At 73.9% G+C, this 21,890-nt stretch carries 21 protein-coding genes; 8 read left to right on the top strand and 13 right to left on the bottom strand.

Annotated features, from left to right (window positions below; genetic code table 11):
* Window position 1: 1 nt before the first annotated feature.
* The gene (locus IE331_RS05455; RefSeq protein ID WP_192141201.1) at window positions 2–1,246 is read right to left on the bottom strand and encodes an ABC transporter substrate-binding protein; all 1,245 of its coding nucleotides are present in this window, start codon (window positions 1,244–1,246) and stop codon (window positions 2–4) included.
* Between the two features lie 162 nt (window positions 1,247–1,408).
* Here IE331_RS05455 and IE331_RS16920 point away from each other — a divergent pair, with 162 nt between their 5' ends.
* Window positions 1,409–1,885, top strand: a complete 477-nt coding sequence (locus tag IE331_RS16920) for an Lrp/AsnC family transcriptional regulator (RefSeq protein WP_318646768.1) — start codon at window positions 1,409–1,411, stop codon at window positions 1,883–1,885.
* 140 nt (window positions 1,886–2,025) lie between these two features.
* Window positions 2,026–3,312, top strand: coding sequence for an NAD(P)/FAD-dependent oxidoreductase (locus tag IE331_RS05445; RefSeq protein ID WP_201931129.1), 1,287 nt, complete (start codon window positions 2,026–2,028; stop codon window positions 3,310–3,312).
* Here the strand turns inward: IE331_RS05445 and IE331_RS05440 are convergent.
* Together IE331_RS05440 and IE331_RS05435 are read right to left on the bottom strand one after the other, a co-directional pair.
* The gene (locus IE331_RS05440; RefSeq protein ID WP_192141199.1) at window positions 3,305–4,609 is read right to left on the bottom strand and encodes a M50 family metallopeptidase; all 1,305 of its coding nucleotides are present in this window, start codon (window positions 4,607–4,609) and stop codon (window positions 3,305–3,307) included. The two genes, IE331_RS05445 and IE331_RS05440, sit on opposite strands and share 8 nt — an antisense overlap.
* On the bottom strand, window positions 4,606–5,742 hold the full coding sequence (locus IE331_RS05435; RefSeq protein ID WP_318646767.1) for a 1-deoxy-D-xylulose-5-phosphate reductoisomerase: 1,137 nt from the start codon (window positions 5,740–5,742) through the stop codon (window positions 4,606–4,608). The genes IE331_RS05440 and IE331_RS05435 overlap by 4 nt, the downstream gene beginning before the upstream one ends.
* Window positions 5,743–5,963: 221 nt before the next feature.
* On the opposite strand from IE331_RS05435, the gene IE331_RS17080 reads away from it, so the two are divergent.
* The 4 genes from IE331_RS17080 (at window position 5,964) to IE331_RS05415 (ending at window position 10,364) form a co-directional block, all read left to right on the top strand.
* Window positions 5,964–6,380: a DUF6916 family protein gene (locus IE331_RS17080; RefSeq protein WP_404821733.1), complete on the top strand. Its 417-nt coding sequence runs from the start codon at window positions 5,964–5,966 to the stop codon at window positions 6,378–6,380.
* 789 nt (window positions 6,381–7,169) lie between these two features.
* The gene (locus IE331_RS05425) at window positions 7,170–7,970 is read left to right on the top strand and encodes a serine protein kinase RIO (RefSeq protein ID WP_201931122.1); all 801 of its coding nucleotides are present in this window, start codon (window positions 7,170–7,172) and stop codon (window positions 7,968–7,970) included.
* A gap of 125 nt (window positions 7,971–8,095) precedes the next feature.
* Window positions 8,096–9,208: a sensor histidine kinase gene (locus tag IE331_RS05420; RefSeq protein ID WP_192141193.1), complete on the top strand. Its 1,113-nt coding sequence runs from the start codon at window positions 8,096–8,098 to the stop codon at window positions 9,206–9,208.
* 46 nt (window positions 9,209–9,254) lie between these two features.
* Window positions 9,255–10,364, top strand: coding sequence for an LOG family protein (locus tag IE331_RS05415; protein ID WP_192141191.1), 1,110 nt, complete (start codon window positions 9,255–9,257; stop codon window positions 10,362–10,364).
* Between the two features lie 4 nt (window positions 10,365–10,368).
* Here IE331_RS05415 and rlmN read toward each other — a convergent pair whose 3' ends face one another.
* Window positions 10,369–11,496, bottom strand: a complete 1,128-nt coding sequence (rlmN, locus tag IE331_RS05410) for a 23S rRNA (adenine(2503)-C(2))-methyltransferase RlmN (RefSeq protein ID WP_192141189.1) — start codon at window positions 11,494–11,496, stop codon at window positions 10,369–10,371.
* A 148-nt stretch (window positions 11,497–11,644) separates the two neighbouring features.
* On the opposite strand from rlmN, the gene IE331_RS05405 reads away from it, so the two are divergent.
* Window positions 11,645–12,274, top strand: coding sequence for a pyridoxamine 5'-phosphate oxidase family protein (locus IE331_RS05405; protein WP_192141187.1), 630 nt, complete (start codon window positions 11,645–11,647; stop codon window positions 12,272–12,274).
* A gap of 27 nt (window positions 12,275–12,301) precedes the next feature.
* On the opposite strand, the gene IE331_RS05400 is transcribed toward IE331_RS05405, so the two are convergent.
* The 5 genes from IE331_RS05400 to rpsB form a co-directional block, all read right to left on the bottom strand.
* Window positions 12,302–13,165, bottom strand: coding sequence for a phosphatidate cytidylyltransferase (locus IE331_RS05400; protein WP_192141185.1), 864 nt, complete (start codon window positions 13,163–13,165; stop codon window positions 12,302–12,304).
* Window positions 13,166–13,179: 14 nt separating this feature from the next.
* Window positions 13,180–13,734 carry a ribosome recycling factor gene (gene frr / locus IE331_RS05395; RefSeq protein WP_318646782.1) on the bottom strand — a complete coding sequence of 185 codons (555 nt, stop codon included), beginning with the start codon at window positions 13,732–13,734 and terminating at the stop codon, window positions 13,180–13,182.
* Window positions 13,735–13,787: 53 nt separating this feature from the next.
* Window positions 13,788–14,504, bottom strand: a complete 717-nt coding sequence (gene pyrH, locus IE331_RS05390; RefSeq protein WP_192141181.1) for a UMP kinase — start codon at window positions 14,502–14,504, stop codon at window positions 13,788–13,790.
* Between the two features lie 83 nt (window positions 14,505–14,587).
* The gene (tsf, locus tag IE331_RS05385) at window positions 14,588–15,403 is read right to left on the bottom strand and encodes a translation elongation factor Ts (RefSeq protein WP_192141179.1); all 816 of its coding nucleotides are present in this window, start codon (window positions 15,401–15,403) and stop codon (window positions 14,588–14,590) included.
* A gap of 93 nt (window positions 15,404–15,496) precedes the next feature.
* Window positions 15,497–16,693: a 30S ribosomal protein S2, sunset domain variant gene (rpsB, locus tag IE331_RS05380; RefSeq protein ID WP_192141177.1), complete on the bottom strand. Its 1,197-nt coding sequence runs from the start codon at window positions 16,691–16,693 to the stop codon at window positions 15,497–15,499.
* A 421-nt stretch (window positions 16,694–17,114) separates the two neighbouring features.
* Between rpsB and IE331_RS05375 the strand changes: the two genes are divergently transcribed.
* On the top strand, window positions 17,115–17,840 hold the full coding sequence (locus tag IE331_RS05375; protein ID WP_192141175.1) for a peptidoglycan DD-metalloendopeptidase family protein: 726 nt from the start codon (window positions 17,115–17,117) through the stop codon (window positions 17,838–17,840).
* On the opposite strand, the gene IE331_RS05370 is transcribed toward IE331_RS05375, so the two are convergent.
* Genes IE331_RS05370 through IE331_RS05355 form a run of 4 tightly spaced genes read right to left on the bottom strand, consistent with a single transcriptional unit; the run spans window position 17,788 to window position 21,867 of the window.
* Window positions 17,788–18,687 carry a tyrosine recombinase XerC gene (locus IE331_RS05370; RefSeq protein WP_192141752.1) on the bottom strand — a complete coding sequence of 300 codons (900 nt, stop codon included), beginning with the start codon at window positions 18,685–18,687 and terminating at the stop codon, window positions 17,788–17,790. The two genes, IE331_RS05375 and IE331_RS05370, sit on opposite strands and share 53 nt — an antisense overlap.
* A gap of 36 nt (window positions 18,688–18,723) precedes the next feature.
* A complete protein-coding gene (gene dprA / locus IE331_RS05365; protein ID WP_192141172.1) occupies window positions 18,724–19,902 on the bottom strand; it encodes a DNA-processing protein DprA in 1,179 nt (392 codons plus the stop codon).
* Entirely contained in the window at window positions 19,895–21,490 is a 1,596-nt protein-coding gene (locus IE331_RS05360) for a YifB family Mg chelatase-like AAA ATPase (RefSeq protein ID WP_192141164.1), read from the bottom strand. Before IE331_RS05360 ends, dprA begins: the two co-directional genes overlap by 8 nt.
* Entirely contained in the window at window positions 21,490–21,867 is a 378-nt protein-coding gene (locus IE331_RS05355; RefSeq protein ID WP_192141162.1) for a YraN family protein, read from the bottom strand. The genes IE331_RS05360 and IE331_RS05355 overlap by 1 nt, the downstream gene beginning before the upstream one ends.
* Window positions 21,868–21,890: the final 23 nt, after the last annotated feature.

Here is a 21,890-nt window from a genome sequence, read left to right as displayed (position 1 = left end):
CTCAGGCGCCGATCACTCGGTTGAAGTCCTTCTCGAACCCCTCCCGCGTCTTGGTGTCGGTGGACATGAACGTGAAGGTGCCGGCGAGGTCCTCCTCGGTGGGGAAGATCAGGGGGTTGCCCACCAGGGAGTCGTCGACCTCGGCCATCGCCTCCTCCGCGCCCTGCACGGGGCAGATGTAGTTCACCCACGCGGCCAGCCGGGCGGCCACCTCCGGCTCGTAGTAGTAGTCCATGAGCTTCTCGGCGTTCGCCTTGTGCGCGGCCTTGTTGGGGACCAGCATGTTGTCGCTCCAGAGCACCATGCCCTCCTCCGGCACCACGAACTCGATGTCCGGGTTGTCGTACTGGAGCGCGATGATGTCGCCCGACCAGGCCTCGCAGGCCAGCACGTCGCCGTTGTTCAGCGGCCGGGTGTAGTCGTTGCCGGTGAACTGCCGGATCTGGCCCGACGCGACGGCCTCCTCCATCCGCTCCAGCGCGGCACCCCACTCGTCGTCGCTGAAGTCCGACGGGTCGGCGCCGGTCATCGTCAGCAGGAAGCTCATCGTGTCGCCCATCTCGTTGAGCAGCGACACCTTCCCCTTGAGGTCGCCGCGGGTGAGCAGCTCCTCGAAGCTGGACACCTTGCCGGTGAACTTCGAGTTGTAGGCGATGCCGGTCAGACCGCTCTGCCACGGCACGGAGTGCTTGCGATCGGGGTCCCAGTCGGGGCTCCGGAGACTCTCGACGAGGTTCGCCGAGACGTTCGGCATCGCGTCCGTGTCGAGCTCCTGGAGCCAGCCGAGCCCGACCATCCGGGCCGCCATCCAGTCGGTCAGCACCATCAGGTCTCGGTCGATCGGCTCGCACGCGCCGAGCTGGTTGCGGACCTTCGCGAAGAACTCGTTGTTGCCGTTGACGTCGGTGTTGTAGGTGACGTCGATGCCGGTCTCGGACTGGAAGTCCTCGAGGGTCGGGTAGCGCTTGCCCTTCTCGTCCATGTACAGCGGCCAGTTGGAGAAGATCAGCTTCTTCTCGCTGTCGCTGAGGTCCTCGCTCGTGCAGCTGTCGGCGCTCTGCTGGGTGCCCTCGGTGCCGCAGGCGGCCAGCAACCCTCCGGACCCGAGCACCAGGGCCCCGAACCCGGAGGCCCGCAGGAAGCTGCGGCGGGAGAACCCGGGGGCGCCCCCGAGCTCCTGCGCCACCTGGCGGGCCAACCTGTCCACGGCGGTGTCCCCGCCGGGGTGATGCGGACGTCGTGCCATCGTTCCTCCTCGCCGAACGGACCTCAACGCTTCGGATCGTGTCATGCGTCACGGTGCACGACAAGTGATTCCGTGGTGTTGTCACCCGAAACGCAACGAAATCACGCGTTCGAGCGGAGAGTCGTGCTTGTCGTCCTCGCGCCGTCCTGACACGATGCCGTGGTGAGCCACAGCCCCCGCGCCCACGAGCGGCCCCAGCTCGACGACGTGTCCAAGGCGATCATCGAGCAGCTGCAGCAGGACGGCCGCCGCTCCTACGCCGCGATCGGCAAGGTGGTGGGCCTCTCCGAGGCCGCCGTCCGGCAGCGGGTGCAGCGGCTGCTCGACGCCGGCGTCATGCAGGTGGTCGCGGTGACCGATCCCCTCGAGATGGGCTTCGCCCGCCAGGCCATGATCGGGATCCGGGTCCAGGGGCCGCTCGAGCCGGTGGCCGACACCCTCGCGGCGCTGCCCGAGGTCGACTACGTGGTGGTGACCGCGGGCTCCTACGACCTCCTCGTCGAGGCGGTCTGCGAGAGCGACGAGCACCTGCTCGAGCTGATCTCCGACAAGATCCGCTCGATCGACACCGTCACCTCGACCGAGACGTTCATGTATCTCAAGCTGCACAAGCAGACCTACTCCTGGGGCGTGCGCTGACCGGCCCCCCGACCGACCCCCCGACCGGCCCCCCGACCGACCTCCCGGGCGGCCGACCGGTCGACCGCTCGGTCTGGCAGGCGCCGCCCGCGGCGGACCACCGGCCCCGGCCCGCGCTGCCCGCCAGCACGGACGTGGACGTGGCGATCGTGGGCGCCGGCCTCACCGGGCTGTGGACCGCCCTCTACCTCGCACGCGCCGACCCGACCCTGCGGATCGCGGTGCTCGAGTCGCAGGTCGCCGGGTTCGGTGCCTCCGGGCGCAACGGTGGCTGGTGCTCGGCCCTCTTCCCCGCCTCGCTGGAGGCACTCGCGGCGCTGCCCGGCTCGAGCCGGGCCGCGGCCCGGGCGCAGGACCGCGCCATGCGGGACACCGTCCACGAAGTGCTCCGGGCCGCCGACGCCGAGGGCATCGACGCGCAGGCGGCACGCGGCGGCACGATCAGCGTGGCCCGGTCGGAGGCGCAGTGGGCCCGGGCCCGGGCGGAGGTCGCCCACGCCCGCTCGTGGGGCCTCTCCGCCGACGAGCTGCGGCTGCTCGACGTCTCCGAGACCGAGTCCCTGGTCCGGACCACGCGCACCCACGGGGCGACGTACACCCCGGACTGTGCGGCCCTGCACCCCGGACGCCTGGTCCGCGGCCTGGCCGAGGCCGTGGAGCGCCGCGGGGTGCCCATCCACGAGCGGACCGCGGTGACCGAGATCGCCCCCGGCCGGGCGGTGACCGCACACGGCACGGTCCGGGCCGAGGTGGTGGTGCGGGCGACCGAGGGCTACACCGCGTCCCTGTCCGGGCAGCGGCGTCGGCTGGCCCCGGTGCACTCGCTGGTGCTGGCCACCGAGCCGCTGCCCGCCGAGGCCTGGGACCGGATCGGGCTGCGTCGGCGGGAGACGCTCTCGGACCACCGGCACCTGATCATCTACGCCCAGCGCACCGCCGACGACCGGCTCGTGCTCGGGGGGCGCGGGGCGCCGTACCTGTTCGGCTCGCGCACCCGGTCCACCTTCCCCGCCGGGTACGCCGTGTTCCGGCGTCTGCACGCCACGATGCTCGACCTGTTCCCCGCGCTCTCCGGCACCCGGATCACGCACGCGTGGGGCGGGGCGCTGGGCGTGCCGCGCGACTGGTGCGCCTCGGTCGGACTGGACCGGGCCTCCGGCCTGGCGTGGGCGGGCGGCTACGTGGGCGACGGGGTGAGCACCGCGAACCTGGCCGGTCGGACCCTCACCGACCTGGTCCTGGGCCGGGACACCGACCTGGTGCGGCTGCCGTGGGTCGGGCACCGGTCCCGGTCCTGGGAGCCGGAGCCGCTGCGCTGGCTGGGCATCAACGCCGGGCTTCGGGCCGCCGCCGTCGCCGACGGCGAGGAACGGCTCACCCGGCGGCCCAGCGTGGTCGCCCGGGCGATGCGGCCACTGCTCAGCTGAACCGGATCGGGACCACGAGGTCCCCGACGATCAGCACGACGCTCATCACCAGGAACGCCCCGGCCACGACGTAGGCCACCGGCAGCAGCTTCGCGACGTCCACGTAGCCCGGGTCGGGACGGCGCCGGAGCCGGGCCCAGCCGCGGCGTACCGCCTCGTAGAGGGCGCCCGCGATGTGGCCGCCGTCCAGCGGCAGCAACGGCACGAAGTTGAACATGCCGATGAAGAAGTTGAAGCCCGCGATGAGCATCAGCAGGAAGACGCCGCGGTCCATGACCGGGAACAGCTCGTTGGAGGCGGTCTCGCCGGCGATCCGGCCGCCGCCGACCACGCTCATCGGTCCCTCCGGGTCCCGCTCCTGCACGCCCACGATCGCCTGGGCCACGCCCCAGACCTTGACCGGCAGGTCGACGAGGGCCTCGACCGTGCGCACGGTCATCGTGCCCATCTCGTCGAGGGTGTAGAGCAGGCCGCCGGACCGGAGGTAGGTCTCCGGGACGACGCCGAGGAAGCCCACGCTCTCGCGCTGGTCGCGGTCCGTCGCGTCGGTGTTCATCGGCCGGACCAGCGTGTCCGTGGTCAGCGTGACCCGCTCGCCGTCGCGGAGCACCACGATCTCGGCGGACCCGGCCTCGTTGGTGCGGATCGCCTGCTGGACGCTCGCCCAGTCGGTGAGGGGCGCCCCGTTGAAGGCGACGAAGCGGTCACCCTCGCGCAGTCCCGCGATCGCGGCCGGGCTGGCCGGGTCGGAGGCCGTGCACTCGCGGTTCTCCTCGGCGGCCGGCACGACGCACGGCTGGACCGCGGCGACGACCGGCTCGGCGACCCGGTCCGCGGGGTTGCCGTAGGTGGCGAAGATCGCCCCGAAGATCACGAACGCGATCGCGATGTTCACCGACGGGCCGGCGGCCATCACCACGACCTTCTTCCACCACGACATGCGGTAGAAGAGGCGGTGCTCGTCGCCCTCCTGGATGTGCTCGGCCTCGGCCGCGCGGGCATCGGCGACCAGCTGGGTGAACATGCCGGTGTTGCTCTGGCGCAGCCGTCCCTGGTCGTCGGGAGGGAGCATGCCGACGATCTTGACGAACCCGCCGAGCGGGATCGACTTGATGCCGTACTCGGTCTCGCCGACCCGCTTCGACCAGAGCGTGTTGCCGAAGCCCACGAAGTACTGCGTGACCTTGCCGCCGAACCGCTTCGCCCAGTACAGGTGGCCGAGCTCGTGCAGGGCGATCGAGCCCAGGATGGCGACCACGAAGATCACCACCCCGAGGGTGTAGTACAGCGCGCTCATGAGGCCCTTTCGGCGGTGCGGCGGGCCGCCTCGGCCCGCGCCCACGCGTCGGCGCCGAGCACGTCGTCGACGGTGGGGTCCTGGACCAACGGTACGTCCTCACAGGTGAGTACGTCGCCGACCACGTCGACGATCTCCACGAACGAGAGCCGGCCCTCGAGGAACGCCGCGACGCAGGCCTCGTTGGCGGCGTTGTAGACCGCCGGGGCGGTGCCGCCGCGGCGGCCGGCCTCCCGGGCCAGCGACACCGCCGGGAACGCCGCGTCGTCCAGGGGCGTGAACTCCCAGGTCTCGGCCCGCGACCAGTCGACCGGCGGCGCGGCCTGCGGCACCCGGTCCGGCCAGCCCAGCCCGAGCGCGATCGGGATCATCATCGTCGGCGGCGAGGCCTGCAGCAGGGTGGACCCGTCGACGAACTCCACCATCGAGTGCACGACCGACGTCGGGTGGACGACCACCTCGATGTCGTCGAAGCCGATGCCGAACAGCAGGTGGGCCTCGATGACCTCCAGGCCCTTGTTCACCAGCGTGGCGGAGTTGACCGTGATCACCGGGCCCATCGACCAGGTCGGGTGGTCCAGCGCCTCCGCCGGGGTCACCCCGGCCAGGTCGGCGCGGGAGCGGCCCCGGAACGGCCCCCCGCTGGCGGTCAGCACCAGTCGGCGCACCTCGTCCCGACCGCCGCCGCGCAGGCACTGGGCGATCGCGGAGTGCTCGCTGTCGACGGGCACGATCTGGCCGGGCTCGGCGCGCGCGGTGACGAGCGGGCCGCCGATGATCAGCGACTCCTTGTTCGCGAGCGCGAGGGTGCTGCCGGCGTCCAGCGCCGCCAGGGTGGGGCGCAGGCCCACCGCCCCGGTCATGCCGTTGAGCACCACGTCGCAGGGACGCCCGGCGGCCTCCACCGAGGCCTGCTCCCCCAGCCCCGAGAAGGCCGGGGCGAACTCGGCCACCTGGGCCTCGAACAGGTCGGGGTTCGCGCCCCCGGCGGTCAGTCCGACCACCCGGAACCGGTCCGGGTGGGCGCGGACGAGGTCGAGGGCCTGGGTCCCGATGGAGCCGGTCGAGCCGAGGACCACGATCTCGCGGGGCTGGTGCGCCGGCTGTGGCGCACGGGGTCCTGGTGGGGTCACCTCGCCATTGTCCCAGCCCTCCCCGGCACGACCGGGCGCCGGGCCGCGTGGGGCCATCGCCGGGGTACCGGACGGGGACCCGGGAGTAGCCCTTCCGGGCCATTTCCGCCCACCCACCTCCCGCGCGCCGCGGCGGGGGCACATGCTGGGTGTCTGGCCCGAAGGGGTCGGTGCCGACGCACCCGCGACGGTCTCGGCAGTCTCGGCAGGAGATGACGGCGATGGCAGGGATCAGGATCGAACCCACCTACGAGCTCTTCGCCGCGCTGTGCGGCAAGCACCTCCACCTCGTCGACGAGGATCAGCAGCCGGTCCTCGCCCTCTACGTCGCCTCGGTCGTGCACGAGCAGGCCAGCGACCGGGTCACCGTCCGGCTGACCGGTCCCGCCCGGCAGCCGCTCGAGGCCGCCCGCCGGTCCCTGCGGACCGACGGCCGCGACCTGTGGCTGACGCTGGTCCCGGTCGGGCGCGACGAGACCTCGCTCACCTACGAGGCGACGTTCGACCAGGGCCCGAGCGCGACCGCGTCGACCGGCGCCGACGCCGCCAGGGTGGCCACCAGCCGACCCAGGGGCGAGGGGTCACCGGGCACCTCGGCGAGTGTCACGAACCCGCCGCTGAGGTACGCGATCCCCTGAGCCGGGACCGGGACGCAGGGCGCCGGGTCGGTCCGACCGGCCCGCAGTGCCGTGTCCCAGTCGATCTCGAGCGCGGGGTCGCGCGGCTCGAAGCCCCGGGTCAGCACGGTCGCCGGTCGGTGTCCGCCCCACGCCAGGGGCGAGTCGGTCACGACCAGCTGCGGACGGTGCCCGGCCAGCGCCTCCGCGTCCGGACCGGGGACCAGGGTCGCCCCCAGCCGGCCGGCGGCGAGCAGCACCAGCAGCCCGTCCACGGGATCGTCGAGGCGGGCCCCGACCGTGTGCCCGGGGGTGACGCCGAACCCGCGCATCACCCCGGCGAGGGCGCCGACCCGCTCCAGGAGCGTCGCGAACGTGACCTGTCCGTCTCCGGTGAGAACCGCGGGCAGGTCCGCCGCGCCGCGCACCACCGGCAGGTCGACGGCGTTGAAGCAGAGGTTCGCCGTGCCGGGATCCTGCTCGGTGGGCTCACGGAACCACGTCCACACCACGTCGCACCCTCCTCGGCCGGGGGCACGCCCACCGAACCGGAAAATCGGTTGCCCGGCCCCCGGCCCGGCTCGGACACTGTCAGTCCCGTGACCGCAGCGTACGACGCCCGGCCACGCCCCGGACGAGAGGAGGCAGTGATGACCCAGGTTCCCTCCGGCCTGCCCGCACCCCTCTCGTTCCCCAGGAGCACCGTTGTCGTTCCCACCGTCCCTGCCGTCCCCGCCTTCCGCCCCCGCTGACCCCCCGGCTGACCACCCGGCCGATCCCCCCGGGGATCGGGACCTCGACCCGGCCTTCGTGTGCGACTTCCACCCCGTCGACGACCCGCTCGCCGACGGCCAGCGGTGGTCGACCTGGCATGCGGTGGAGCCCCTGTGCCGGGGTCCGGAGCCCCGCCCGGCCTGGGTGGTGACCGAGGACGCCGCCCTCGACACCGAGCTGGGGATCCTCAAGACCGGCAAGGAGGCCGAGGTCTTCCTGGTCGAGCGGGCCGTGCCCGGTCGGGCCGGCACGGTCATGGCGGCCAAGCGCTACCGCGGCGAGGACCACCGCTCCTTCCACCGCAGCAGTGCCTACACGGAGGGCCGCCGGACCCGGCGCTCCCGCGACACCCGGGCGCTGGCCCGCAGGTCCGACTACGGCCGGGCACTCGCCGCCGGCCAGTGGGCGGCCGCCGAGTGGGAGGCCCTGAAGACCTGCTGGTCACTGGGCCTCCCGGTGCCCTACCCGGTGCAGCTGGACGGCACCGAGCTGCTCATGGAGCTGGTGACCGTCGACGGGGAGCCGGCGCCGCGGCTGGCGCGGATGCGACCCGCGCCGGACCTGCTCGCCGCCTGGTTCGACCAGCTGCGGGACTTCCTCGCCGAGCTCGCCAGGCACGGGCTCGCCCACGGCGACCTCTCGCCGTACAACGTCCTCGCCGCGGGCGAGCGCCTGGTCGTCATCGACCTGCCCCAGGTGGTCGACGTCGTCGCCAACCCGCGGGGGCCGGACCTCCTGCTGCGCGACTGCACGAACGTCTGCCGCTGGTTCGCCGCCCGCGGCCTGGCCGTCGACGAGCACGACGTGTTCGCCGACCTGCTGGCGCACGCGCTCTGAGGGCAGCGGTCTGGACCCGTGTCCGGCTCCCCGCCAAACGGCAGACCCGGTGACGCGGACCGCCTACGCTCGGTGGGGAGACGGCCCGCTGGGGGGCGGCCGCTCACGCTGCAAGGGGGGGCCCGATGGGCCAGGTCATGCCGTCGGCGAGCCGACGCGACCAGTTCGAGGTGGACGCCGACCTGGTCGGCGACGCCCTGCTCCTGGTCTCCGACGAGGGGCAGGTGCGGCGGGGGAACCGTCGCGCGGTGGAGCTGCTGGGCCCCGTGGAGGGGGTGCCACTGAGCCGGCTCGTGGACGAGGACGCCGAGACCGTTCGCCGCGAGCTCGCCCGGCTCGCGGCCAGCGGGCGGCCCTCGCCGGTGCGGCTGACACCGCGTTGCCACGAGGGTCATGGCCTGGAGCTGCGCGGCCAACGACACGCCGGCCCGGGCGACGGCCTGCTGCTCCGCCTCCGGGACGGCTCGACCCCGGGCGCCCTGGTGATCGAGCGCACCGCCCGGGAGATCCGGCGCCGCCGGCGGGTGGAGGAGCGACTCCACCACCTGCTGTCCACGACCATGTCCGAGCTCGAGGAGAGCAACCAGAGGCTGCGCGACTCCGCCTCCTCGCTCGCCCACGACCTGCGCAACCCCCTGGCCTCGATCCGGGCCCTCGCCGAGTCCGTCGCGCAGACCGAGCGACTCGGTCCCGAGCCCGCCGACTACCTGGCCCGGATCGTCGCCTCGGCGGAGGCGTGCGACCGACTGATCCGCGACACCCTGACCGACGCCGAACGGCGCACCTCCGCCCGGGCCGAGGACATCGACCTCCGGCAGGAGCTGACCTGGCTGAGGTCCGTCGTCGGCGATCCGGCCCTGGAGCTGCACGACTCCACGCCGATGCCGGTGGTGCGCGGGGCCCGCAACGCGGTGCGCCAGGTGCTGCTCAACCTGGTCGTCAACGCGGTGAAGCACCGCGGCGCCCAGCCCCGGGTCCGGGTCTGGATCACCGCGACCCCGGTGGCGGACGGGTGGCAGGTGAGCGTCTCGGACGACGGCCCGGGCATCCCCGAGCCCCTGCGTGCGGCCGCCTTCCGGCCCGGCGAGCGCCTCGGCGCCTCGGTCACCGGCTCCGGTCGTGGGCTCGGCCAGGTCCGCGAGGCCGTCGAGCGGGCCGGCGGCCGCACCTGGGCCTCGGAGTCGCCGTACGGCGGGCTGAGCGTGCACGTGGTGCTGCCCGCCGCGACCGGCGCGTGAGCGGGGTCGGTCCCCCGGGCGAGCTTGCCCGGGCACAATGCCGTGCATGCGCTGGAGCCGTGGACGGACCGTGGAGGTCGAGACCCTCGCCGACCTGGATCACCGGCTGGCGGCCGGCGCCCGGTCGCTGGACGGGTGGCACCTGCAGTCGCTGGACCTGACCGAGCGCGGGGCGGTTCTGCGCCGGGTGGACCCGGCCGGGGCGCTGTTCCTCGGCTGCCGGTTCGCCGGCGACGACGCCGAGCTGGTCCGGGAGCGGGGCGGGATCGTCTTCCCCCAGGTCCCCGACGTGCCCGTGGACACCTACCGCACCACGCTCTACACCGCCGACGAGCTCTTCGACGCCGGGCGCTACGACGAGTGCACCGACGCCCGGGTCTACGCGTGGTCGCAGCAGCCGGCCACCCCCGACGTCGCGCTGGCGATGGCCCTCCACGACCACGCGGTGGACGAGGCGCTGAGCGCCTGGGCCGCCGGCCGGCGCATCGCCGGCGTCATGGGCGGGCACGCCCTGGCTCGGGGCAGCGCCGGCTACGCCGAGGCCGCGCGGCTCGGCCACCTGCTCGGGCGGACCGCGGTCGTCGCGACCGGGGGCGGCCCGGGCGCCATGGAGGCGGCCAACCTCGGCGCCCGCCTCGCAGGGGCACCGGCCGCTGCCCTCGGCTCGGCCCTCGACCGGCTCGCCGCGGTGCCGGGGTTCCACCCCGACGTCGGTGCCTGGGCGCGGGTGGCGTTCGAGGTGCGCGACGCCCACCGCGATGCTCACCCCGCTTCTGACCCCGATTCTGGACAGACCCTCGGCGTGCCCACGTGGCACTACGGCCACGAGCCGCCCAACGTCTTCGCCACCGCGATCGCGAAGTACTTCCGCAACGCCACCCGTGAGGCGGTGCTGCTGGCCCTGTGCAACGCCGGCATCGTCTTCCTCCCGGGAGCGGCCGGCACGGTGCAGGAGGTCTTCCAGGACGCGTGCGAGAACTACTACGCCGACCCGGGCTCGACCGCCCCGATGGTGCTCGTCGGCGTCGAGCACTGGACCCGGACGCTGCCGGCCTGGCCGCTGCTGGAGGCGCTGGCCCGGGACCGGGTCATGGAGCCCCGGATCCACCTGGTCGACACCGTCGAGGAGGCCGCCGCCCTCCTCGACCCGTCGTGACCGGTCAGGAGTCGATGGCGGCCAGCTGACCGCAGGCGCCGTCGATCTCGCTGCCCCGGGTGTCGCGGACCGTGGTCGGGATCCCCTTCGCCTCGAGCCGGCGGACGAACTCCCGCTCGTCCTCCGGGTCAGAGGCCGTCCACTTCGAGCCGGGTGTCGGGTTCAGCGGGATCAGGTTCACGTGCACCCAGCCCCAGTCCCCGAAGGAGTTGAGGACGTCGCCGAGCAGGTCGGCACGCCAGGCCTGGTCGTTGATGCCACGCATCATGGCGTACTCGATCGACACCCGGCGCTTGGTGGTGCGGGCGTAGTTCCAGGCCGCGTCGACGGTCTCGGCCACCGACCAGCGGGTGTTGACCGGCACCAGCTCGTTGCGCAGCTCGTCGTCGGGGGCGTGCAGCGACAGCGCGAGCGTGACCGGGATGCCCTCCTCGGCCAGCTGCAGCATCCGCGGGACCAGGCCGACCGTGGAGACCGTCACGCCCCGCGCCGACATGCCCAGGCCGGCCGGCGAGGGGTCCGTCAGCCGGCGCACGGAGCCGATGACCGCCTTGTAGTTGGCCAGCGGCTCCCCCATGCCCATGAACACGACGTTGGAGACCCGTCCGGGACCGCCCGGCACCTCGCCGCGGGCCAGCGACCTGGCCCCGGCCAGCACCTGCTCCACGATCTCGGCGGTCGACATGTTGCGCTGCAGGCCGCCCTGGCCGGTGGCGCAGAACGGGCAGGCCATCCCGCACCCGGCCTGGCTCGAGACGCACATCGTGGCCCGGTCGGGGTAGCGCATGAGGACCGACTCCACCAGGGCGCCGTCGAAGAGCTTCCACAGCGTCTTGCGGGTGGTGCCCCGGTCCGCCTCCATCGTCCGCAACGGCGTCATCAGGTGCGGCAGGAGGGCGGAGACCAGCTCGTCACGCTGGCCGGCCGGCAGGTCGGTCATCTCGGCCGGGTCGTCCACCAGCCGGCCGAAGTAGTGCGTCGACAGCTGCCGGGCCCGGAACCCCGGGAGACCCATCCCGGTCAGGAGGTCCTTGCGACCCGCCTCGTCGAGGTCCGCGAGGTGCCGCGGCGGCTTCTTGCGTCCGCGCGGCTCGTCGAACACGAGCGGCAGGGTCTTCGGCTGGTCGGTCATCGGACCGATTATCCACGCCCGGGGCCGCTCCCCCGAACTCGCGGCGACGACCCGGTCGGCGTACCGGGCCGCACCGGGCCCCTCTGGGCCACACTGGGCCCAGCGGCGGGCTCCTCCGCGCGCGTCCCGGAGCACCCGAGGAGGGCACATGGGCGGGCTGAACCGGCACCCCGAGTACGGCGTCGCGGACCGGGCGGCCCTCGACGCCCTCCTCGACTCTCAGTGGCACGGGGTGCTGTCGACCGTCGTGGAGGGCGGCCCGTGGGCGGTGCCGATGCTCTACGCCCGGGACGGCGACCGCCTGGTGCTGCACGGATCGACCGGCGCCGGTGCCCTGCGCCTGGTCGCGGCCGGCGCTCCGGCCGTGCTCAGCGTCGTCGCCGTGGACGCGCTGGCCGTGGCCCCGACGACGTTCGAGTCGTCGCTCAACTACCGCTCCGCGACCGTCCGAGGGGCCTTGACGCCGCTGCCGGACGCGGAGCGGGAGGCGGCGCTCGACCTGTTCTCCGACACCGTGCTCCCGGGCCGGGTGGCGGAGGTCCGCCGGTCCAGCCGCAAGGAGCTCGCCGCCACCCTGGCGATGACGCTCCCGATCGGCGACGACTGGCTGCTCAAGGTGACCGACGGCTGGCCGGCGACGCCCGCCGAGGCCGATGCGGACCCCGGCGTCTGGAGCGGCCTGGTGCCGGTGCGCACGGTGCTCGACGCGCCCCGCGCGGCCCCCTGGGCGGAGGGGCTGCCGGTCCCGCCGTCGGTCAGGCGGCTCACCGGAGGGTGAGCGACCGCCGACGGGGGGCGGGCCCGCTCAGAAGACGAGGTAGTGCAGCAGCAGCCAGACCGGCGCGACCGTGGCCAGCAGCGAGTCCAGCCGGTCCATCAGGCCGCCGTGGCCGGGGATCACCTGGGACATGTCCTTGAGGCCGAGGTCCCGCTTGATCACCGACTCGCACAGGTCGCCGAGGGTCGCCATCACGACCACGATCAGGCCGAGCACGATCCCGACCCAGGCCCGGCCGTCGAGCAGGAACACCACCAGCACCCAGCCGGCCGCGACGCAGGAGACGGCGGAGCCGACGAAGCCCTCCCAGGACTTCTTCGGCGAGATCACCGGCGCCATCGGGTGCCGGCCGAACAGCACGCCGGCGGCGTACCCGCCGATGTCCGAGGCGATCGTCACCACGATGAACACCAGGATGCCCTTGACGCCCTCGTCGAACCGGTCGAAGTCGGTGGGGCCGCCCTCGGCGAGCAGCAGCGCCACGAACGAGCCGAGGAACGGGACGTAGACGAGCGTGAACACGGCGGCGCTGGCGTTCTGCACGTAGCCGTCGACGCCGCGGCGCAGCAGCCACAGCATGATCACCAGCGCCGTGACCGCGGTGGCCGTGACCAGGGCCGGGGCGCCGTAGAAGTAGGCCACCACCACCATGACGACGCCGCCGACCATGAGCGGCTGCTCGGGCAGGTCGATGTCCTTGGCGGAGAAGCCCCGGTGCAGCTCCCAGACCGCCACCACCACCGCGGCGGCGACGATGAACATGAACGCCGTCTTCCAGACCGCCAGCGATCCGGCGATCGCGGCGAGCAGGACCACGCCGGAGGCCACGGCGACGGGCAGGTTGCGGCCTGCCCGGCCGTGGTCCTTCTGGGCCGGGGTGGAGGTGGTCATGTGGCTGTCCCGGCTCAGACTTCGAGCAGCTCGGCTTCCTTGTGCTTGAGGAGGTCGTCGATCTCGTCGGTGTGCTTCTTGGTCGCGGCGTCCAGGCGCTTCTCCGCGCCGGTGACGTCGTCCTTGCCGACCTCGCCGTCCTTCTCGAGCTTCTCGAGGGACTGCTTGGCGCTGCGGCGGATGTTGCGCACCGAGACCCGACCGTCCTCGGCCTTGGCCCGGGCGATCTTGATGAACTCCTTGCGGCGCTCCTCGGTCAGCTCGGGGAACACGCAGCGCAGGACCTTGCCGTCGTTGGCCGGGTTGACACCGAGGTCGGAGTCGCGGATCGACTTCTCGATCTCCGACATCGCGCCCATGTCGTAGGGCTGGATGAGGATCACCCGGGCCTCGGGCGCGGTGAACGAGGCGAGCTGCTGGAGCGGGGTCGGCGTGCCGTAGTAGTCGGCCGTCAGCTTGGCGAACATGCTCGGGTGCGCCCGACCCGTCCGGATGGCCGCGAACTCCTCACGGGTCGCCTCGACCGACTTGTCCATCTTCTGGTCGGCCTCGGACAGGACCTGCTTGATCACGGTGTCTCCTCCTCGTTGCGGTCGGGCTCGCGCCGGGTCGTGCCGCGGACTCAGGCGGCGGCGCTCACCAGCGTGCCAATCTTCTCACCCTGCACGACCCGGAGGATGTTGCCCTCCGGCTCCATCCCGAAGACCACCATCGGCAGCTTGTTCTCGCCGCAGAGCGCGAAGGCGGTCTGGTCCATGATCCGCAGGCCCTGCGCGATCGCCTCGGTGTAGGTGACCTGGTCCAGCTTGCGGGCCGACGGGTCCACCCGCGGGTCCGCGGTGTAGACACCGTCGACGCCGCTCTTGGCGACCAGGACGGCGTCGCACTTGCTCTCCAGGGCGCGCTGGACCGCGACGGTGTCGGTGGAGAAGAACGGCATGCCCATCCCGGCGCCGAAGATCACCACGCGGCCCTTCTCCATGTGCCGGATCGCCCGCCGAGGGACGTACGGCTCGGCGACCTGCCCCATGGCGATCGCGGTCTGCACCCGGGTCTCGACCCCCAGCTTCTCGAGGAAGTCCTGGAGGGCGAGACAGTTCATGACGATCCCGAGCATGCCCATGTAGTCGGCCCGGACCCGGTCCATGCCGCGCTGCTGGAGCTCGGCACCGCGGAAGAAGTTGCCACCGCCGGTGACCACGGCGATCTGGACGCCGGCCTCCGCGACGGCTGCGATCTCGTGGGCGATCTTCTGGACGACGTCGGGGTCCACCCCGACCTTGCCGCCCCCGAAGACCTCTCCCGACAGCTTGAGCAGGACTCGGTCGTACGCCGTCACAGGCTTCCCCTTCGTGCGTTCGTCACCGCCGCCCCCGTCGTCCGGGGACGGGCCCGACCCTACTGCGTCCGGGCCGGGCGACGTCAGTCGCCGACCTCGAACCGGGCGAACCGGGTGACGGTGACGCCCGCGTCGGCGAGCACCGCCTGCACGGTCCGCTTGTTCTCGGTCACCGACGGCTGCTCGAGGAGCACGGTGTCCTTGAAGTAGCTGTTGACGCGGCCCTCGACGATCTTGGAGATGGCCTGCTCGGGCTTGCCCTCCTCGCGGGCGGTCGCCTCGGCGATCTCGCGCTCCTTCGCGACGATGTCGGCGGGCACCTCGTCCCGGTTGAGGTACTGCGGGCGCATCGCGGCGATCTGCATCGCGGCGGTCCGCGCCGCGTCGGCGTCGTCGCCCTCGAACTCGACCAGCACGCCCACGGCCGGCGGCAGGTCCGCGGCCCGCTTGTGCATGTAGGCGACCGTGTTGCCCTCGAAGTACGCCACCCGGCCGAGCTCGATCTTCTCGCCGATCGTGATGGCCAGGCTCTGGACGACCTCGCCGACGGTCTTGCCGTCGAGGGTCACGGCCTTCAGCGCCTCGGTGTCCCCGGCCTTCGCCTGGTCGGCGGCGTCGGCGATCTGCTGGGAGACGGCCACGAAGTCGTCGTTCTTGGCGACGAAGTCGGTCTCGCTGTTGATCTCGACCAGCGCGCCGCCGGACTGGGCGACCAGGCCGGAGGAGGCGGTCCGCTCCTCGCCCCGCTTGGCGGCCTTGGCGGCGCCCTTGACGCGGAGCAGCTCGACGGCGGCGTCGAAGTCCCCGTCGGTCTCGTCGAGCGCCTTCTTGCAGTCCATCATGCCGGCGCTGGTGAGCTCACGGAGCTTCTTGACGTCGGCGGCGGTGAAGTTGGCCATGGTCCTCTTCCTCGAAGTGTTGCGGTGCGGATGTGAAGGCGGCCCCGCCCCGGAAGGAGCGGGGCCGCCTGTGGTGCCGGTGTGGAGGGGCGGTCAGGCCTTCTCGTCGGCCTTCTCGTCGGCCTTGGCCTCGGCGTTCACGAAGCCGGCGGCCTCGGCGGCCTCGGCGGTGCGGAACCAGACCTCGGCCGCGGTGCGCGAGTACCACGGGCTGGAGGGGGCGTGGAACTTCATGGAGTTCTTGTTGCCCTTGACCTCGAAGCCCTCGGGGGCCGAGCCGTCCTCGAGCGGCGCGGCGCTGTCGGCGCCGTACTCGCCCTCGGTGGCGGCGGTCGCCTCGGCGGCCGGTGCGGCCTCCGCGGCAGGAGCCTCGGCGGCGGGCTCCTCGGTGGCGGGAGCCTCGGTCGGGGCCTCGGCGACGGCCGTGGCGGCGGGCGCCTCGGACGCGGCACCGGTGGCCTCGGCGGCGGGCGCGGTGGCGGTGGCGTCGCCACCGGTCGCCGCGACGGCCGTCTTCTCCGCCTCGCCGCTCAGGAGCTCACGCTCCCACTCGGCCAGCGGCTCGTCGGCACCGGTGGGCGCGCCGTCGGTCTTGCCGCCCGAGCGGGCGATCAGGCCCTCGGCCACCGCGTCGGCGACGACCCGCGTCAGCAGGCCGACGGCGCGGATCGCGTCGTCGTTGCCCGGGATCGGGAAGTCGACCAGGTCCGGGTCGCAGTTGGAGTCCAGGATACCCACGATCGGGATCCGCAACTTGCGGGCCTCCTCGACGGCCAGGTGCTCCTTGTTGGTGTCGACGATCCAGACCGCGGACGGCGTGCGGCTCATCTCGCGGATGCCACCGAGCGACTTGTTGAGCTTGTCGCGCTCGCGGCGCATCTGCAGCAGCTCCTTCTTGGTGCGGCTGCTGCCGGCCACGTCCTCGAAGTCGACCTCGTCGAGCTCCTTGAGGCGGTTGATCCGCTGGTGCACGGTCTGGAAGTTGGTGAGCATGCCGCCGAGCCAGCGCTGGTTGACGTAGGGCATGCCGACGCGCATCGCCTGCTCGGCGATCGCCTCCTGGGCCTGCTTCTTGGTGCCGACGAACATCACGGTGCCGCCCTTGGCGACGGTCTCCTTGATGAAGGCGTACGAGCGGTCGATGTAGGCCAGCGACTGCTGCAGGTCGATGATGTAGATGCCGTTGCGCTCGGTCATGATGAAGCGCTTCATCTTCGGGTTCCAGCGCCGGGTCTGGTGCCCGAAGTGGACGCCGCTCTCGAGGAGCTGGCGCATGGTCACGACTGCCATGTGGTTCTTCTTCCTGGTTGCCTGGCCGGGCACCGCTGTCGCCCGCCTTGGCTCCCGCGGGAGAGGCGGACCGGCGCGACCGGCCATGAGTGTTTTCAGTTGGCTGCCCCCGGCGGGTGCCGGTGGCCCTGACGCCGCGCGCGATCCCACCCGTCCTGCCGTGCTGCACAGGCCGGGACCGAGGATCGTCGCCCACGGGTGGCCGGGCCCGCCCAGGAAGTGCCGGGGAACCCGTCGTGGTCTGCGAACGTGCGAAGTCAGTCCCCGGAGGGACTGCAGGGGCAGCCTAGTCCACCGGCGCCGCCGCCCGCGAATCCGGTCCCACCCGGCTCGCCTCCACAGGGCGCCGCGACGAGCGGGTCGTCCACAGGGCGTGGGTACGCCGCGACCCGCCGTCGGCGGCCACGGGCAGCGTGGCCGCATGCGACGACCTCCCCCGCGGACCGTCCTGGCGACGGCGCTCCTGGCACTGCCCGGGCTCCTGGCCCTCCTGGTGCTGGCGCCGGTCGTGCTGCCGGCTCCGCTGGCCCTCGCACCGGCGGTGGCCCGGCCCGAGCCGGGCGGACCCGTGCCGCAGCCGCCCCTGCCCGCGACCGGCCATGACCCGGCGCAGCCCCGGGCGTCCCCCGCGGACGTGCCGGCGACCCGCGACGTGGGGCCGGCACACGACGTGGGGCCGATCCGCGGCGAGTGGCCGCTGAGCCCGCCGCCGCCCGTGCTGGCCGACTTCGACCCGCCGTCGGTGCCGTGGGGCGCAGGTCACCGAGGCGTGGACCTCGGCGGACGCCCGGGAGACGTGGTGCGCAGCGCGCTGCCCGGGCGGGTGACCTTCGCCGGACGCATCGCCGGTCGGGGTGTGGTCGTCGTCGGCCACGGTGACACCCGGACGACGTACGAGCCGGTGGTCGCGGACGTCCGGGTGGGCGAGCGGGTGGGCGCGGGCGCACCCCTGGGCCGGTTGGAGATCCTGGGCTCGCACTGCCTCCCCGCGGCCTGCCTGCACTGGGGCTGGCTCCGCGGCGAGGTCTACCTGGACCCCCTGGACCTGGTCGGCCGACGGCCGGTGCGGCTGCTGCCGCTCGACGGCCTCCCGGTCAGGCTCGGGGGTGCGCCTGACGGTAGGCGGTGCGCAGTCGCTCACTGCTGACGTGGGTGTAGATCTGGGTCGTCGACATCGAGGCGTGCCCGAGCAGCTCCTGGACGGTCCTCAGGTCCGCGCCGCCCTCCAGCAGGTGGGTGGCGGCGGTGTGCCGCAACCCGTGCGGGCCGAGGTCCGGAGCGCCCGGCACCTCGGCCACCCGGGCGTGCACGATCCGGCGCACCGCCCGCTGGTCGATGCGCCGGCCCCGCGCCCCGAGGAGCAGCGCGGCGCCGGCACCCTCGACCCTCAGCGAGGGTCGGCCGTCCTCGAGCCAGCGCCGGACGGCCCGGGCGGCCGGGTGCCCGAACGGGACCGTCCGCTCCTTGCGTCCCTTGCCGAGCACCCGGAGCACGTTCCGCTCGAAGTCGAGGTCGTCGACGTCGAGCCCGCACAGCTCGCCGACCCGGATCCCGGTCGCGTAGAGCAGCTCGAGGATCGCCACGTCACGCAGGCCGACCGGGCTGCCGTCGTCGGCCGCCGCGGCCGCCGACTCGACCAGCGCCCGGGCCTCGTCCGGGCGCAGCACCTCCGGCAGCGGTCGGCCGGCCCGGGGGGAGCCGAGCAGCGCGCCGGCGTCGACCTCGGCCCGGCCCGAGCGCAGCAGCCAGGCCGTGAACACCCGGGCCGCGGTGGCTCGCCTCGCCAGCGTCGTCCGGGACCGGCCGGTGGTCTGCTGCAGCGCCAGCCAGCTCCGCAGCGAGCGCAGGTCGAGGGTGTCGACGCCGGCGTGGCCGAGCCGCCCGGCGTGGACGAGCAGGGTCCTGACGTCCCCGAGGTAGGCGCGGACCGTGTGCGGGGCCAGGTCGCGCTCGGAGACCAGGTGCCGCTCGTAGTCCCCCAGCACCGCGACCATCGCCTCGCTGAGCTCGTCGTCGTCCACCCCGGCAGTCTAGGAACCCTCCGCCTCGGTCCCCGGTGGCCGCGCCGGAGCACCCGAGGGCTGCTCCACGGGGAGCGCCCAGCGCCCGTCCCGGCGGACCACCATGCCCCGCTCCTCGAGCCGTCCCAACGACCGGCGCACCTCGACCAGCCCGATCCCGGCGGTGCGGGCGATCGAGTCGGCGGGCGCCGCACGGTGGACCGGCACGGCGTCGAGCACCTGGGCCTCGCGGCCGCTCAGGCCGTCGCGGGGCCGGCGCCCTCCGCGGGGAGTCGCCGGCAGGTGCTCGCCTGCGCCGCCCACCTGCTCGAGTACCTCGGCCGCCGACGTCACCAGGCCGGCGGCTCCACCCCGGAGCAGCTGGTGAACACCCTGCGAGGAGGCGCTCGTCACCGGGCCGGGCACCCCCATGACCGGCCGGTGCAGCCGGTCGGCCCAGTTGGCGGTGTTGAGGGCGCCGCTGCGCACGGCGGCCTCGACCACCACGGTGCCCCGGGTCAGGGCCGCGATCAGGCGGTTGCGGGCCAGGAACCGCAGGCGCGTGGGGGCCGAGCCCGGGGCGAGCTCGGAGACGACCAGACCGTGCCGGGCGATGTGGTCGAGCAGGGCGCGATGGGCCGCCGGGTAGACCCGGTCCACACCGCAGGCGAGCACAGCGACCGTGTCCCCTCCCCCGGCCAGTGCCCCGCGATGTGCCGCCTGGTCGATGCCGAAGGCCGCCCCCGACACCACGCAGGTGCCGCTGCCGGCGAGTCCGGCCCCGATCTCGGCGGCGACGTCGGCGCCGTACGAGGTGGCCGACCTCGAGCCGACCACCGCCACCGACCCCGCGAGCGAGCTGAGGGGCAGCGGGCCCCGCACCCACAGCCCGAGCGGCGCTCCACCGCGGTCCTGCACGGTCGGGCACCGGTCGAGATCCCCCAGCTGGGCCGGCCAGTCCCCGTCCCCGGGGATCAGGAACCGGAAGCCCTGCCGCTCGGCCAGGGCCAGGTCGCGACCCGGGTCGAGGTCCGCCAGCCGGGCCGCCACGTCGCTGGCCAGTCCGCCCAGGTCGCGCTCCCCGAGGAGGTGCGTGTGCACCGCCTGCGCGCCCAGCTCCGCGACCAGACGAGCCAGCCGCGGGTCGCCCGGTTCCGCGAGACGGCCCAGGGCGAGGCGGGCCAGCCGCTCCGCCGAGCGGTCACCCATGGGACCCGGCCGGCCGGAGCGTCGACAGGAGCAGGGGGTCGCCCGAGCGGAGTCGGAGGGCCACGTCGGTCTCGGCCTGGCCCGGCCGGTCGATGCCGGCCAGGTCGGCCACCGTCCAGGCCAGCCGGTGCACCCGGGTCAGCCCCCGCCGGGTGAGCCTGCCGGAGGCCATCTGCCGGTCCAGGTCCGCGGCCGCGGCCGGCGTCAGTGGCCACTCCTCGCGGAGCGCGGCGGCCGGCACGTGGGCGTTGAGGCGCCAGGGTCGACCGGCGAACCGGGTGCGCTGCCGGTCCCGGGCCGCCTCGACCCGCCGCCGGACCACCGCGGTGGGCTCGGGGCGCGCCAACGGATCGCCGGCCTCGTGGACCGGCACCGGCCGGACGTGCCGGGTGATGTCGATCCGGTCGACCACCGGCCCGGTCAGCCGGCGTCGGTAGTCGCGGCGCCGGACCTCGGGGCACACGCACTGGTTGCCGATCGGGTCGGGGGTGTAGTCCCCGCAGGGGCAGGGGTTGCAGGCGAGCACGATCATCGCCCGGGCCGGGTAGGTCGCGGTCTCCTCCCCCCGGGCGATCGTCACCTCCCCCGACTCCAGCGGCTGTCGCAGCGCCTCGAGGATGTCGGAGGCGAACAGGGGGAACTCGTCGAGCAGGAGCACCCCGGTGTGCGCCCGGCTGAGCTCCCCGGGTCGGACCCGGCCGGTGCCGCCCCCGAGCAGGCTGGCCCGGGTCGAGGTGTGGTGGGGGGCGAAGAACGGCGGCCGGACCAGCAGCCCGGCGTCACCGTCCAGGGTCCCCGCCAGCGAGTGGATCGCGGTGAGCTCCAGCGCCTCCTCGGTGCTGAGGTCCGGGAGCAGGCCGGGCAGCCGCTCCGCCAGCGAGGTCTTGCCGGCGCCCTTCGGCCCGCTCAGGAGCAGGTGGTGCCCGCCGGCCACCGCCACCTCGGCGGCGTACCGCGGGTCGAGCATGCCGAGCAGGTCGGAGAGGTCGAGGTCGCAGAGCCGGTCCTGCCCGCGCCAGCTCAGCAGGCCGGTGGACGGCGCGCTGGCGACCGGCGGCGCCTCGGGGACCTCCTCCCCGCGCAGCACGGCGACCACCTGCGAGAGGGAGCGCAGGCCCAGGACGGTCAGGCCCGGCACCAGCGCGGCCTCCGGGAGCTGGGGCTCGGGCACCAGCACCCGGGTGATCCCCCGGGCTGCGGCCGCCATCGCCATCGGCAGCACCCCCGGCACGGTCCGCAGCCGGCCCTCGAGGGTCAGCTCGCCGATCAGGACCGTGCCCGCCAGCGCCGGGCGGGGCACCTGACCGGACGCGGCCAGGACGCCGGTGGCGATGGCGAGGTCGAAGTGCGGCCCGCGCTTGGGCAGGTCGGCGGGCGAGAGCAGGATCGTCACCCGGCGGGTGGCCGGCCACTCGAGCGAGCTGTTGGTGACGGCGGTCCGGCACCGGTCCCGGCTCTCGTTGATGGCGGCGTCCGGGCGCCCGACCAGGCTCGTGGCCACGACCCCTTGCGAGACGTCGACCTCGACGTCGACCAGGTGCCCGACCGCACCCTGCAACGTGATCGTGCGGGTGGTCGCGACCGGCATCAGCAGACCCCCGCGACGTGGTCCAGCACGGGCGGCCCCGAGCGCGGGCAGACGATGCCCACCAGGTCGATCCGCACCTCGCGCGGGCGGACGTCGTGCGCCTCCAGCCACCGGGCCGCGAGCCGTCGGAGCCGGGCCGCCTTGTGTGCGGTCACCGCCTCCAGCGGGGAGCCGTACGCCGAGGACCGACGGGTCTTCACCTCGCAGAAGACCACCGCGCTCCCGTCCCGCAGGACCAGGTCCAGCTCGCCGGCCGGGCAGCGCCAGTTGTGGTCGAGCAGCACCATCCCGAGCGCCCGCAGGTGCTGGGCGGCGAGCACCTCGCCGTAGGCACCCAGCGCCGCCCGGTCGCCCGTCGGGGCCGGTACGCGCGTCATCGGCTGCGTCGTCGTGTCATCGG

This window comes from Nocardioides donggukensis, from assembly GCF_014842875.1.
Taxonomy (GTDB): domain Bacteria; phylum Actinomycetota; class Actinomycetes; order Propionibacteriales; family Nocardioidaceae; genus Nocardioides; species Nocardioides donggukensis.
This window is presented reverse-complemented; position numbering and strand designations above follow the sequence as displayed.

Coding starts and splice junctions, on each gene's coding strand:
- IE331_RS05420 (WP_192141193.1), top strand. CDS start 8,096: ATGGGCCAGGTCATGCCGTCGGCGAGCCGACGCGACCAGTTCGAGGTG.
- IE331_RS05400 (WP_192141185.1), bottom strand. CDS start 13,165: ATGACCACCTCCACCCCGGCCCAGAAGGACCACGGCCGGGCAGGCCGC.
- dprA (WP_192141172.1), bottom strand. CDS start 19,902: ATGGGTGACCGCTCGGCGGAGCGGCTGGCCCGCCTCGCCCTGGGCCGT.
- IE331_RS17080 (WP_404821733.1), top strand. CDS start 5,964: ATGGCAGGGATCAGGATCGAACCCACCTACGAGCTCTTCGCCGCGCTG.
- tsf (WP_192141179.1), bottom strand. CDS start 15,403: ATGGCCAACTTCACCGCCGCCGACGTCAAGAAGCTCCGTGAGCTCACC.
- IE331_RS05370 (WP_192141752.1), bottom strand. CDS start 18,687: ATGGTCGCGGTGCTGGGGGACTACGAGCGGCACCTGGTCTCCGAGCGC.
- rlmN (WP_192141189.1), bottom strand. CDS start 11,496: ATGACCGACCAGCCGAAGACCCTGCCGCTCGTGTTCGACGAGCCGCGC.
- IE331_RS05415 (WP_192141191.1), top strand. CDS start 9,255: ATGCGCTGGAGCCGTGGACGGACCGTGGAGGTCGAGACCCTCGCCGAC.
- IE331_RS05355 (WP_192141162.1), bottom strand. CDS start 21,867: ATGACGCGCGTACCGGCCCCGACGGGCGACCGGGCGGCGCTGGGTGCC.
- IE331_RS05375 (WP_192141175.1), top strand. CDS start 17,115: ATGCGACGACCTCCCCCGCGGACCGTCCTGGCGACGGCGCTCCTGGCA.
- rpsB (WP_192141177.1), bottom strand. CDS start 16,693: ATGGCAGTCGTGACCATGCGCCAGCTCCTCGAGAGCGGCGTCCACTTC.
- IE331_RS05360 (WP_192141164.1), bottom strand. CDS start 21,490: ATGCCGGTCGCGACCACCCGCACGATCACGTTGCAGGGTGCGGTCGGG.
- IE331_RS05440 (WP_192141199.1), bottom strand. CDS start 4,609: ATGAGCGCGCTGTACTACACCCTCGGGGTGGTGATCTTCGTGGTCGCC.
- IE331_RS05455 (WP_192141201.1), bottom strand. CDS start 1,246: ATGGCACGACGTCCGCATCACCCCGGCGGGGACACCGCCGTGGACAGG.
- IE331_RS05405 (WP_192141187.1), top strand. CDS start 11,645: ATGGGCGGGCTGAACCGGCACCCCGAGTACGGCGTCGCGGACCGGGCG.